The organism is Serratia sp. EC4, from assembly GCF_059652115.1.
In genome coordinates this window covers 99,072-111,910 of sequence record NZ_JBNIDE010000009.1, presented here as the reverse complement: position 1 = coordinate 111,910, position 12,839 = coordinate 99,072, and the positions used below count along the sequence as shown (strand labels likewise).

At 61.2% G+C, this 12,839-nt stretch carries 11 protein-coding genes; 4 read left to right on the top strand and 7 right to left on the bottom strand.

What is annotated here, in order from left to right:
• Nucleotides 1-2 precede the first annotated feature (2 nt).
• On the top strand, nucleotides 3-197 hold the full coding sequence (locus tag ACP39K_RS20595; RefSeq protein ID WP_497008804.1) for a hypothetical protein: 195 nt from the start codon (nucleotides 3-5) through the stop codon (nucleotides 195-197).
• 97 nt (nucleotides 198-294) lie between these two features.
• Here the strand turns inward: ACP39K_RS20595 and ACP39K_RS20590 are convergent, their stop codons facing one another.
• Complete coding sequence (locus ACP39K_RS20590; protein ID WP_060431323.1) at nucleotides 295-2,076, bottom strand: hybrid sensor histidine kinase/response regulator; 1,782 nt, start codon at nucleotides 2,074-2,076, stop codon at nucleotides 295-297.
• The gene (locus ACP39K_RS20585) at nucleotides 2,073-2,705 is read right to left on the bottom strand and encodes a response regulator transcription factor (protein WP_016929736.1); all 633 of its coding nucleotides are present in this window, start codon (nucleotides 2,703-2,705) and stop codon (nucleotides 2,073-2,075) included. The genes ACP39K_RS20590 and ACP39K_RS20585 overlap by 4 nt, the downstream gene beginning before the upstream one ends.
• Nucleotides 2,706-2,880: 175 nt before the next feature.
• On the opposite strand from ACP39K_RS20585, the gene ACP39K_RS20580 reads away from it, so the two are divergent.
• Both ACP39K_RS20580 and ACP39K_RS20575 read left to right on the top strand, forming a co-directional pair.
• Nucleotides 2,881-3,195: a putative periplasmic lipoprotein gene (locus ACP39K_RS20580; RefSeq protein WP_015378764.1), complete on the top strand. Its 315-nt coding sequence runs from the start codon at nucleotides 2,881-2,883 to the stop codon at nucleotides 3,193-3,195.
• Between the two features lie 195 nt (nucleotides 3,196-3,390).
• Nucleotides 3,391-6,468 carry an autotransporter outer membrane beta-barrel domain-containing protein gene (locus ACP39K_RS20575; RefSeq protein ID WP_497008803.1) on the top strand — a complete coding sequence of 1,026 codons (3,078 nt, stop codon included), beginning with the start codon at nucleotides 3,391-3,393 and terminating at the stop codon, nucleotides 6,466-6,468.
• A 138-nt stretch (nucleotides 6,469-6,606) separates the two neighbouring features.
• Here ACP39K_RS20575 and rluF read toward each other — a convergent pair whose 3' ends face one another.
• Nucleotides 6,607-7,476 carry a 23S rRNA pseudouridine(2604) synthase RluF gene (rluF, locus tag ACP39K_RS20570; RefSeq protein ID WP_033639631.1) on the bottom strand — a complete coding sequence of 290 codons (870 nt, stop codon included), beginning with the start codon at nucleotides 7,474-7,476 and terminating at the stop codon, nucleotides 6,607-6,609.
• Between the two features lie 95 nt (nucleotides 7,477-7,571).
• A complete protein-coding gene (locus ACP39K_RS20565; RefSeq protein WP_060445269.1) occupies nucleotides 7,572-8,015 on the bottom strand; it encodes a winged helix-turn-helix transcriptional regulator in 444 nt (147 codons plus the stop codon).
• A 95-nt stretch (nucleotides 8,016-8,110) separates the two neighbouring features.
• Between ACP39K_RS20565 and ACP39K_RS20560 the strand changes: the two genes are divergently transcribed.
• Nucleotides 8,111-9,334: an MFS transporter gene (locus ACP39K_RS20560; RefSeq protein ID WP_497008802.1), complete on the top strand. Its 1,224-nt coding sequence runs from the start codon at nucleotides 8,111-8,113 to the stop codon at nucleotides 9,332-9,334.
• Here the strand turns inward: ACP39K_RS20560 and ACP39K_RS20555 are convergent.
• From ACP39K_RS20555 to mdtN, 3 genes are all read right to left on the bottom strand, one after another.
• Complete coding sequence (locus ACP39K_RS20555; protein WP_016926687.1) at nucleotides 9,331-9,756, bottom strand: GNAT family N-acetyltransferase; 426 nt, start codon at nucleotides 9,754-9,756, stop codon at nucleotides 9,331-9,333. The genes ACP39K_RS20560 and ACP39K_RS20555 overlap by 4 nt on opposite strands.
• Nucleotides 9,757-9,826: 70 nt before the next feature.
• The gene (locus ACP39K_RS20550) at nucleotides 9,827-11,791 is read right to left on the bottom strand and encodes an FUSC family protein (RefSeq protein WP_060445272.1); all 1,965 of its coding nucleotides are present in this window, start codon (nucleotides 11,789-11,791) and stop codon (nucleotides 9,827-9,829) included.
• A 4-nt stretch (nucleotides 11,792-11,795) separates the two neighbouring features.
• Nucleotides 11,796-12,833: a multidrug transporter subunit MdtN gene (gene mdtN / locus ACP39K_RS20545; protein ID WP_016926685.1), complete on the bottom strand. Its 1,038-nt coding sequence runs from the start codon at nucleotides 12,831-12,833 to the stop codon at nucleotides 11,796-11,798.
• Nucleotides 12,834-12,839: the final 6 nt, after the last annotated feature.

The window sequence follows — 12,839 nt, the reverse complement described above, 5'->3', positions numbered from 1 at the left end:
AAATGAGAGAATTAAACTCAACAGAAGTTCAGCAGGTGAACGGCGCAACGATTGGCCTGGGTTTGGCTATCATCGGCAAGGTTGTTAACAGCTGGGGAAACGCGTGGAATAATGCCTGGGGCAGTTGCACACCAAAACCGCCGGTATGTAAACCTGAGCCGCCGGTCTGCAAACCAAAACCGCCTAAATGCGATTAATCGTATTTAGATAACGCAGCGTAATATGCGGCAGGCTTAATGTTTTATTCATTAAGCCTGCCTTATTGCTGGCGGATAACGTGCGCCATCGACGCAGTTAACCCGCCCCCCACTGGGTCAGCAGCGCATGCAGCCTGGCCGGTTCCAGCGGCTTGCGCAGCACCAGATAGCCTTCCTGCTCGGCCTCTTGCAATATTTGCGAATTGAACTCGCCGCTGACCATCGCGCCGCTCACGTCCGGCAGGCGTTCGAACAGCGCTTTCAGGATGTCGAAACCGCTCTCGCCGGAACGCAGGCGCTGGTCGCACAGCACGGCGAACGGCGTAAAACCGTCGTCGACGATGGCGAAGGCTTCCTCGGCGGAGGCTGCGCAGCGCACGGTGATGCCCCAGGTGCTCATCAGGCTCTCCCAGGCGGAGGTCACCAAGGGATCATCGTCCACCACCAGGCAGGCGCCGCGCAGTGGCGCATAGCGGGTAGGCGTGGCGGTGTTGTCGTAGGCGGCCGCGGTTTCCGGCGCTTTGTCTTCGCCGATGTATTGCGTGAAGCGCATCCAGAAACGCGATCCTTTGCCTTCGACGGAGTGCATGCCGTACTTCACCTTCATCAGCTTGGCGCAGCGCGCCACCACCGCCAGCCCCAGCCCGTGGCCGGCGCTGTCGATTTTCCACGCCAGCTCGGGGCGGTAGTAAGGGGAGAAGATTTTGCTTTTCTCTTCGTCGGCGATGCCCACGCCGGTGTCCCACACTTCCACCAGGCACTCGGCGCCGCGCGGGCGGATGGCGATCAGCACGCCGCCCCGTTGCGTGTAGCGCAGGGCGTTCTGGATCAGGTTGATCAGCGATTGCCGCACCAGCAGCGGATCGCCCATCACGCTGATACGCCGTCTGGGGCGCCAGGTGCGCAGCGTCAGGGCGCGGCTGTTGGCCTCTTCGCGGAACAGGGTGACCACCGAGTCGAGCAGGGCGCCGATATCCACATGGGTGGCGGCGGTGCGCACGTTGCCGGATTCGATTTTGCTGAGATCGAGCAGCGAATTGAACATCAAATGCACCGAACGCACGCTCTGCTGCAGATCCAGCAGCTGCGGCGTCAGGCTGTCGTCGCGGTTTTTGTGGATGATGGCCTCGATCAGAAAGCCCATGGCGTGCACCGGCTGGCGCAGATCGTGGCTGGCGGTGGTCAGGAACTGGTTCTTGTCCAACAGCGCCTGTTCCGCCTCTTCTTTAGCCTGGCGGAACTGCTCCGCCAGGCGCGAGCTTTGCTCTTCGAGCAGCGCCTGCTGAATAAAGAACGCATGCGAGGTTAATGCGTGGCGGTAAATGGCGAAGCCGTACAACAAGTTCAGCATCAGCACGATGAACATCACGTCTTCCAGCCGCCAGATGATGCCGAGGTTCAGCAGCCCCCAGGAGGCGAAGAAAAAGCGGGTAAAGGTGCTGATGACGGGCGTCAGGTGCGTTGCGTTGGCGGCGACGATCGCGGCGATGCTGATATTGAGCAGCAGGAAAAAGTCAAAGTTATGGGTCTGCGGCGTAATTAAATAGAGTGATGAGATCCCCAACCCGTGAATAAAGGCCACCTTATTAATACGCGGCAGCCAGCGGCGCAGCACGGCGTCTTCATCATTCTCTTTGGCTTCGCGCTGGTAGCGCCGATGCCCTATTCGGATCGCCACGGCGCATAGCAGGTAAACGATGATCCAGGTAATGGTTGGGCCGAGCTTGTCGCCCAGCAAATAAATCCAGATGGCGAACGGGATGCCGACAAAAGGCACGGCGGTGAAGCTGAACACCAGCCGCATGAAGGTGTTGTCCAGCAGGCGGATCTGCGCGCGCGGGGAGATGCCATCATTTTGTAAATGCTGGAAAAACCTCATGACGACGGATCCCGTTTGCCGTGCAACAGCGTGATGGCTTCCACCCGGCTGTTGACGCCGATCTTTTTCAATATATTGCTGATATGTTCTTTGACGGTGGGTTCGGAAATAGACAGTTGCGTCGCAATTCTTTTATTTGGCAGGCCGCGCAGCATCATAGTTAATACGTCGATTTGCCTCGGCGTTAAATTGAATTTATTTAAGTGTTCATGGTGGCTTTTAACGGTGGCTTCATTACCGTCAGGGAACCATTCCTGATTATTATTCAGCGCAAAAACCGCCCTGGCGAATAATTCCGGCGGCTCGTTTTTTAACACGAATCCATGCCCGCCGGCATTATTAACTTTCTGCCAGATATCGTTATTCTCGTCGCCGCTGACCACCAAAATCCGCACCTGCGGATAACGTTGTTTTACTTCTTTGAGTAATTTCAACGCTGTACCGGAAGAGAGCCAAAAATCGATCACCAGTAAACGCGGTGGGCCATTTTCCCTAATATGGCGGTAGCAACTCTCTTCATTGGTCACCACATGCGCCTGTTTGAATCGGCAATGCGTGCTGAGAAAATTGGCGATGCCGCTTGCTACCAATGGATGGTCATCAACGACCAACGCATAATCCTGCCCCAAAGGATTCTCCTTTCGCCTTCAAATATCAGATAGGTCTGATGAATTATTATCAACCCTCCCTACTTTAGGAGGGTTTTTTCGTTTAGGAAAGGGAAATATATTATTCGAGGATTTGGATAAGAGAAAACATAAAGCTAATCGGTAATTTTAACTGATTGGTTATAAAGGATAATTTATGAAGAAACCACTTATCGCTTTAACCGTTACGATGATGGTAGCCGGTTGTTCCACCCTGAAAACCGATCAGGCCATTCCATTACTGCAGGCGGAAACCGCCAAAATGCTGGGGCTGGGATCGTCGGACGAAATTACCGTGACCAACGTCAATGGCGCACAGCCGGATGCACTGGGCGGCCAAAAACTTTCTTATCGTGCCACCACGGAAAAAGGCCGCATTTTCGATTGCTCGTCGCTGATGATGCCGGGAATTTTAGGTTCGTCGCCGTCGCTGAGCGCGCCGACCTGTACGCCGGTGGTCACGCATAAATAATTCGCTTTGGGGGGCGGTATTACCGCTTCCTGGTTTTTCATCGTCGGAGCGTCAGCGCCGGGGGGCAATAAGCTTTTGCTTCGACGATCACTAAACCGGCGTGCGCGAAATAACGTCTCACACCTCCTCTAGTGTATTGAGTTCCCTATAACAATAAATTTCGCGACATCACGCTAACGAGTACGGAGATAGCCCGTGAATGACAAGACATCGCACCCTTTAGCGGTTAGAACACCGCTTTCCAAACTTTACCTCGCTCTATTTTCCGCGCCGTTGTTGATGCTGGCGCCTGCCGATATCGCTCGCGCAGACGATGCCATTTTTGACGGCGACTCAAAAATTACCGAATCATTGGCCTACACCGGGGACGTTTACGTCGGCCGTAATCAAAGCGGCAACCTGTTGATCGAGAATGGCAAGATCAGCGCCTATAACATCAATATCGGCCGGATGTTCAACGGCCAAATTCATGACAGCCTGGTCACGGTCCGCGGGCCGAACGCCGAGCTGAACGCGGTGAACGATCAGTTCGTGCTGCGCGGCGGCCTGAATCTGGGGCGGGGCACTTTGCGGGTTGAAGACGGCGCGCTGGCCAGCGCGAAAGAGATCGTGGTCGGCGCCACCCGCGGCTACGACAGCCACCTTATCGCCACCGGCGCCGGTTCTCGCGTCACCAGCAATTTTCTCAGCGTCGGCACCGACTTAGGGGCGCGATCCACGCTGGCGATTGAAGACGGCGCGGTGCTGAACACCGCCTTTGACGCGCGCATCGGCAATGGCAGCGGGCCGGGCGAGACCGATACGCTGAGCCCGAAAGCCACGGTCACGGGGGCCAATTCCCAATGGAACGTCGGCCGCGCGCTCACGCTTTACGGCGATCTGGACGTGTTGAACGGCGCTGCGGTCAACGTCGGTAATATTCAGGTGGCGGGCGTCTCGGGCGCGCGTAAAACCGCCGAGCTGACGATCGCCGGCAACGGCTCACGGTTTACCAGCGGCAGCAGCGTCAACGTCGGCGATTACGGCAATGGCGTGTTGGCGGTCATGGACGGCGGGACATTCTCCGCCGGCGGCAACGAAGTGGTGCTGGGCAAGACCGGTTCCGGTTCTAACCGCGGCGCGCTGATTATCGGCAGCCGCGGCAACATGGATACCGGCACCGGGTTGACCGAGCCGACGCTCGGCGCGGCGGGCGCTGCAGGCACTATCGATGCCCAGACGGCGATCGCCCTGCGGGGCGGATTGTTCCGCAGCTATGTGTACTTTAACCATACCGACGGCAATTACGTCTTCAGCAACAAGATGAGCGGCGAAGGCGAGGTGATCAACACCGCCGGGCATACGACGCTGAACGGCGATCTTACTGGCCTGCAGGCCAACGTCACCGCGCGCGGCGGCAAGCTCATCATCGCCAGCGACATTAACACCCAGAAAGAAGACGACATCTTTGAGATCCAAACCCTCGGCGCCGAGAACGGCGGCACGCTGATCCTCAACGCGACGGCGGGTTCCGACGTCAATAACGGGCAGGGTTACAGCAGCGCCGCCTCGATCAAGGCCGGCGGCACGCTGGGCGGCAACGGCACGCTGGGCCAGACCGAGATCCAGTCCGGCGGCCATATCTCGCCCGGCGACGGCAATATCGGCACGCTGACGCTGAAACGCTACCTGAACTTTATCGGCGAATCCTTCTATGACGTCGATATCGCCGGCGACGGACGCAGCGATCAACTGCTGGTGGCGGGCAAAACCACCATCAGCGATCAGGCCAAAGTGCAGGTGACGGCGCTGGATCCGCAAACCAGCTATAAAACCGGCCAAAGCTACCGCATTCTGACCTCGGACGGCGGCATTGAAGGCCAGTTCGCGGCGGCGGTCTCCAAGTCTGCCTTCCTCGATGTGGCGTTGAACCACAGCGCCAACGCCGTGGATCTGACCATCGCGCAGAAAGACACGGGGGGTGAAAACCCTGGCGGCGAGAATCCGGGCGGAGAAAACCCGGGTGGCGAGAATCCGGGCGGGGAAAACCCTGGGGGCGAGAACCCGGGCGGAGAAAACCCGGGCGGAGAAAACCCAGGCGGTGAGAACCCGGGCGGTGAGAACCCGGGCGGGGAAAACCCGGGGGGTGAGAACCCAGGCAGCGGCAAGCCGGGCATTTTCCAAACGGTGGCCGAAAGCGGCAACCAGTGGAATACCGCCGGCGCGCTCTCGACGCTGACGCAGAGCGGCCCTTCGCTGGCGCTGTACAACTCGCTGCTGCTGCTGAGCGCGCCGGAAGCGCGCGAGGCGTTCAATCAGCTGTCCGGCGAAGTCTATCCGTCGATGCAGTCTAACCTGATCGCCGGCAGCACCCAGCTGTTCAACGTGCTGAACCAGCGCATGCTGCGCCTGTTCGACAACGACAGCCTGCCGGTACCGCCGTTGGCGATGTCGCTGGTGCAACCGGCGCAGGCGCAAAACAGCGGCGTCTGGGGGCAGACCTTCAGTTCCTGGGGCAGAAACAGCGGCAACGGCAACGTGGGCAAGCTGGATGGCAACACCACCGGCTTCCTGTTGGGGGCTGATCGCAAACTGGCGGACCATAACGTGCGCATCGGCGGTTACTTCGGTTACAGCCGCGGCGACTACGACGTTGACAGCCGCCGCTCCAAGGCCGATACCGACAACTACCACCTCGGTCTGTATGCGGCCGGGCAGCAGGATGCGTTCTCACTGCGCGGCGCGCTGGGTTACACCTGGCACAAGATTGAAGGCAAGCGCAACGTCGATTTCAGCGGCTTCTCGGATCGGCTGAAGTCAGATTACGACGCGAACTCGCTGCTGGCGTTCACCGAAGCGGGTTACCGTTTCGGCCAGCCGGAGATGAACGTCGAACCGTTCATCAACCTGAGCTATATCCGCCTGCATACCGACAGCTTCCAGGAGTCGGGCGGCGCGGCGGCGTTGAGCGTGCGCAATGAAACGATGAATACCTTCTACTCCACGCTCGGGGTGCGCGGCGTGACCGAACTGCCGAAGAACGTCAGCCTCTACGGCTCGCTCGGCTGGCAGCATGCTTACGGCGATAAGAACACCTCATCGCGCATGGCGTTTGCCGGCAGCGACGCGTTCGTCACGCAGGGCCAGGCCGTGGATGACAACGTGATGGTGGGCGATATCGGCGTGAGCGTGAAACTGTCGCGCGCCGCGACGCTGGATGTCGGCTATCAGGGGCAATTCGGCGCCGATACCCGCGTTAATTCGGTCAACGCCAACTTGCGCTGGTCGTTCTGATTTTCCCTCTAGACTTCTCTGGTACCGACTGGCCCGCTTGATGCGGGCCTTTTTTATGGTGAGGGCTCAGTGGCGGCCTGTGGCTGACTTTCACGATAAAAAAGCCCGCGCAACGGCGGGCTGAGCGGGGGAAGGCGGTTAACGCCCTTTTTTCTTGCGCCCCGGCTGGGTAAAGCGCTTGCGGCCGGCCGGCACAGCGGCTTTGTCGGCGCTTTTCGGCCCGCCGGCGCTCGGCTTTTTCGCCGCGGCGGATTTGGCCGGGGCCTTCTTCGCCGGCTTGGCCTCGGACGAAGAGCCTTCAATCAGTTTGAACAGCTCAATCAGCTCGTCATCGGTCAGATCGCGCCACTCGCCCAGCGGCAACCCTTTCAGGCTGACGTTCATGATGCGCGTGCGTTCCAGCTTGGTGACCTCGTAGCCGAAGTGTTCGCACATGCGGCGGATCTGACGGTTCAGCCCCTGCACCAGCGTGATGCGGAACACGAACGGCGCTTCTTTCTTCACCTTGCACTTTTTGGTCACCGTGCCCAGCATCGGCACGCCGGCGCCCATGCCGCGAATAAACTCGTCGGTCACCGGCTTGTTGACCGTCACCAGATACTCTTTCTCGTGATTGTTGCCGGCCCGCAGGATCTTGTTGACCAGGTCACCGTGGTTGGTCAGAAAGATCAGCCCCTGCGAATCCTTGTCCAGGCGGCCGATCGGGAAGATGCGCTTGCTGTGGTTGACGAAGTCGGCGATGTTGTCGCGCTCGCCGTCTTCGGTGGTGGTGACGATGCCGACCGGTTTGTTCAGCGCGATCAGCACCAGATCTTCTTCATTGCGCGGTTCGATCAGCTGACCGTTAACCTTCACGACATCGCCGGCAAATACCTGGGCGCCAACGGTGGCGCGTTTACCGTTGATGAAAACGTTGCCCTGTTCGATGTATCGATCGGCGTCGCGGCGTGAGCAGATGCCGCTCTCGCTAATGTATTTGTTCAAACGAATGGATGAGTTGGTCAGCATGGGATCTCCGTAAAACGCGGACTATACATTACCCGGATGGCGCTGCGAAGCGAATCATGCAGGAGCCGGATGCCCGCTGCTGAGCGTTGTCGCGGCTAAGGTATTTTCACCACTCGGGTATTCAGCGGGGTGAGCGTCTGCCCGGCGCTGCCGATCGGCGTCAGGCGCGGCACGGGGCGGCCGCTGTCGCTTTCCACCAGCGTTGAGTGCGCTTCTCCCTCGGCGAACAGATGATCTTCCCCCCACTGGCGCAGGCCGACGATCACCGGAAACAGTGCACGGCCTTTCTCGGTCAGCACATATTCCTGATAGGCGCTGCCGTCTGCGGCGGGCACGATCTCCAGCACGCCGTGCGTCACCAGCGCGCGCAGGCGGGTGGCGAGGATGTTCTTCGCCATCCCCAGCCCTTTTTGAAATTCGCTGAAGCGGGTGACGCCGTCGAAGGCGTCGCGCACGATCAGCAGCGACCACCAGTCGCCAATCACATCCAGCGTGCGCGCCACCGGGCACGGCGCGTCTTCCAGGCTTTTACGTTTCACGGCGGTTATCTCCAGCTGCACATTCTGGTTGCATTATAAAACCTCTGCACCTAAAGTTCATTGGGTTTAATAATGAAACCAGATTGAGGTGTGCAATGAGCGACAAACCGCTGGATCCTCCCTGTGCGGCGCTGGGGCGTCTGCCGGCCGCCCTGGTGCTGCTGTTGGCCGTCGCCAGCGCCTTCAGCGTGGCCAACGTTTACTATGCGCAGCCGCTGCTGGACGCCATCGCCCGCGATTTTTCCATCAGCCTGGCGGCGGTCGGCATGGTGATCACCGTGACTCAGTTGGGCTGCGCGCTGGCGTTGCTGTTGGTGGTGCCGCTGGGGGATCGGTTGAACCGGCATCGATTGCTGGCGGGGCAACAGCTGGGGCTGATCGGCGCGCTGCTGCTGGTGGGCTGGGCGCACAGCGCGCCCTGGCTGCTGGCGGGGATGTTGCTGGTGGGGCTACTGGGCACCGCCATGACGCAGGGGCTGATCGCATTCGCCGCCGCCCTGGCGGCGCCGCAGGAACGCGGGCGGGTGGTCGGCGCGGCGCAGGGCGGGGTGGTGCTGGGGTTGCTGCTGGCGCGCACCTTGTCCGGCGCGCTGGCGGACGTTGGCGGCTGGCGCACGGTGTACTTCTTCTCCGCCGGAGTGACGCTGGTATTGCTGCCGATCCTGTCGCGCCTGCTGCCTGCGCCGCGCACCGCGCCCAGCACGCTGAGTTATCCCGCGCTGCTGCGTTCGATGTTGAGCCTGTTGCGGCATGACCGCACGCTGCAAATTCGCGGCATGCTCGCGCTGCTGATGTTCGGCGCTTTCAGCCTCTTTTGGAGTTCGCTGGTGTTGCCGCTGAGCCAGGCGCCGTTCAACTTCACCCATGCCGCGGTGGGAGCGTTCGGCCTGGTCGGCGCGGTGGGCGCGCTGGCGGCGGTGCGCGCCGGGCATCTGGCGGATCGCGGGCTGGGGCAGGCGGCCAGCGGCGCGTGTCTGTTGCTGTTGACACTGGCCTGGCTGCCGCTCGGTTTGCTCGGCAGCGGCCTGGCTTGGCTGGTGGCGGGCATCGTGCTGCTGGATCTGGCGGGCCAGGCGATCCACGTGCTGAACCAGAGCATGATCTTCCGCGCGCACCCGCAGTCGCATAGCCGGCTGGTGGGCTGCTACATGCTGTTTTACGCCGTCGGCAGCGGGCTGGGCGCCTTTGCCGGCACCCATATGTACGCTTGGGCGGGGTGGAGCGGCGTCTGCTGGCTGGGGGCAGGCGTCAGCCTGAGCGCGCTGCTGTTTTGGCGGCTGACGCTGCGCGGGATGCCGGATGCCGCGGGTAAGAGCTAGCGGGCCGGCGAATGCATCAGGTAATAATCTTCTTCGCCGTCGTTGCCGGTAGAGATAATACGCCAACCGTGTTTGCGGTAGAACGTCAGCGCCTTTTCATTCTTCACCAGGCATTTCAGCGAGCCGGTGGCGGTGAAGGTGGCTTGCGCCGCTTGCAGCAGCGCACTGCCGACGCCGCGCGGCGGCTGATGGGGATCGACATACAGGTTATGAATGAAGTTGTCTTCGCGGTAGATGGAGACGAATCCCAGCAGCACGCCGCCGTCTTCCGCCACCCAAATCGCTTCGCCCAGCGTCGCGCGGTCGAAATCTTCCAACTGGTAGTTTGAGGTATTGCGCCAACCGAACGCCGCCTTGCGCGACGCCAGGTACAGCGTGCGCAGGAAGGGACGATCGGCCTCTTGGTAAGGTCTTATTTGCATGACATCTCCCGGTGGTTTGTGCTCACTATAGCGCATGGCGCCGGGCGTGCATGGCCACAAACGGAAAATGCTAGGCGTCGCCCCAGGCGGGCAGGCGATTGACTCCGTCGCTCAGCTCCTGAGCAAGATGGCGCACGGTGTCGGCGTGCAGGGCGGCCGACGGTGGATGAAAGTCGGGCGCCCGCAACGCTTGCGGCGCGCGGGAAAGCTGCGCCGCATACTCGGCGAGAACGCGCCCGCCCTGACGTTGCACCTCGATCAGCGCCTGGCGTTCCTGCGCGGACAGCGCCGCGCCGCCGCCTGCCAGATAGGTGTTGAGCTTTTCGCTGGTCAGCAACAGGCTGCGCGTCTGGTTAAAGATCAGTTGGATATGCCGGGTGAAGCTTTCATGGTTATCGTCCGCCAGCTGCCAGGTGGGCTCCAGCGTCACCCGGGCCACCACCGCTTCGCAGCCCTCGATCTTTTGCCAGATGCCGATGGCGTTTGTGTTCTCGCCGCCGAGGAAGCGCGACAGTTCCCGCAGCACGTTGGCAACCTGCTGCCGCAGTGACTCCCCTTCGTATTCCGGCCACAGCGTGGCGTGAATGAAGGTGGCGAACCCTACTCCCAGCACGATGCCGATCAGGCGATCGCGGATCTCGGTCAGCTCGGTGACCGGGCCGAAGCTTTCCAGCAGCGCCAGGGAAAAGGTGAACAGGATCTGTACCCCGGCATAGCTTATTTTCTCGGAGCCGGCGGCGATCCAGGCGGAGAGGGCGATCACCGGCAGCGTCAGCAGCAGCAAGCCGACGAGGCTGTCGAGGTGAGGCATGATCCACACCACCGAGATCAGCGCCAGCAGGCTGCCGATCGCCGCGCCGCCGAGACGCAGCCGCGCCCGCCGCTGTGTGGCGCCGAGGCTGGGCTGCGCCACGATCAGGCAGCTCAGCATGATGGTATGAATGCCGGACCAATCGACGGCGGTATAAAACACGTAGGCGACCAGCACGGTCAGCAGCGTTTTCAACGAAAACTGGATGTAAACCGGGTTGGTCAGGGCATCGGGGGTAAAGAAGGGCACTTTTGGCGGCGGCGCGGCCTGCAGGGCGTCGGCGTAGTCGCTGCGGTTGGCGTAGACCTGCAGGAGGGCGGCCATTTCATTGAGCGGCGCCGGCACCTGCGGATCGTCGCTGCCGGCGATCGCGACGGAAAATCGCAGCGCGCTGTCGTGGCTGATCGCGGTTTGCAGCGCGCGGCAGGCGGCGTCTATCTCTTGCGCCAATTGACGCGCGGCCGCGCCGAAAGCCGGCGGCAGCTGGTAGGCCAGAATATTGAGCTGCAACACCAGGGTGATCAGCGCCAGATAACCGGGCTCGTTGGCGCGGCAGCGATCGCTGCGCATCACCGAAAAGCGCAGCAGCTTATGCAGCTCGGTGGCGTGCTGCGAGATGGCGCTCAGATCGCGCGTCTCGCCGCCGTTGGCCAACATAGCGCGGGTTTCGTCCAACACCGCGTTCATCCGGCCCTTTAGCTGTTTCAGCGGTTCAGCCGGCAGCAGCAGGGTATTGACGATCAGGGTGAGCAGGATGGCGTAGTTGATCGCCACCCATACCCACAGCACCAGCCGTATCACCACTTCCGCCTGCGGAGTGAGATCGACAAAGCTTTGCGTGTAGATCACCACCAGCGCCATCAGGAAGAACAGCACCCCAACCTTGGTCACCCGCATCAGGAACACGCTGAGGAAAAACAGCGCGCTGGAGAGCAGGATGCGCAGCATCGGGTAGTCGTAGGTGAATTTCAGCACCAGGATAGCGGCGCCGATCGCCAGCGTGGAGCTGACGAAAAACAGGATGCCGATTGCGCGGGTGATCACGATATTGGACTGCGTGATAAAGAAGACAGCGATCAGCGACAGCGCCAGCCACGGCACCTGCAGCGTCTGCGAGATCACGATGGCGATCGCGCTGGAGAGCAGGGCGCGGATCACCAGGTTGATGCGGCTGTCCGAAGGGCGCAGCTCGTCGATCAACTGGGACAGCCAGCCGTGAGACATCGTTTTATTCTTCATGGCGCAGGTTCAGCTTGGCCACCGCCGAAGCGCCCACGCGGAACAGCGCCGGGTTGGGGGCTTCTACCGCGATCTTGACCGGGAAGCGCTGCGAAACGTGCACCCAGTTGATGTTGCGCGACACGTTGGGCAGCCCGCCCAGCACTGTGCCGCCGTCGTCGGGCTGCACGCCGTAGCTGATCGATTCCACCTTGCCACTGAAGGTCTGGCCGGCGTCGCTCATTAAATACAGCGTGGCCGGCACGCCGGGATGCACGCCCTTCAGGTCGGTTTCGCGGAAGTTGGCGACCACGTACCAGTGGCGGGTGTCGATCAGCGTGAACACCGGTTTGGCGCTGGAGGCATATTGGCCTACGGTGGTTTTCAGGGAGGCGATGCGGCCGTCGAACGGCGCTCTCACCTCGGTGAACTCCAGGTTCAGTTTGGCGATGGCGATGTCGGCCTGCACTTCGGCACGCTGCGCGACCAGGGCTTCGACGCCGCTGACGGCGGCTTCCGCCTGTTTCGCCTGCAGCAATGCGGCCTGCAGTTCCGCCTGCGCCGAGCGCTGGGAGGTGCGGGCGGTTTCCACTTCTTCCGCCGAAACGTAGTTCTTGCCGAGCAGCTTCTGCCGGCGGTTGAGGGTGTCGGTCGCCTGCGCCACCAGCGCCTGCGAGCGTTTGACGATGGCGTTCATCGATTCGGCATTGTACTGCTGCGCGTTGACCGAACGCTGCGTCAGCTTGATCTGTTCATTCAGCGTGATCAGGCGCGCTTCGCTGGCCGCCAGCGCGTCCTGGTAAGGGCGCGGATCGATGCGGAACAGCAGATCGCCTTGCCGCACTTCCTGGTTGTCGCGGATCGGCATCTCGATGATGCGGCCGTTCACCTCCGGCACTACGTCGATGGTGTCGGCATAGGCGTAGGCATCGTCGGTAGTGGGGGCGTTTTCCACCCGCCAGACGACGACGGCGGCCACGATGAGCGTCAACGCCAGGATGGTAAGCACCAGCAGTCTGCGCTTGTTGGAGGTTTGTGGTTGGGTCATGGCGTC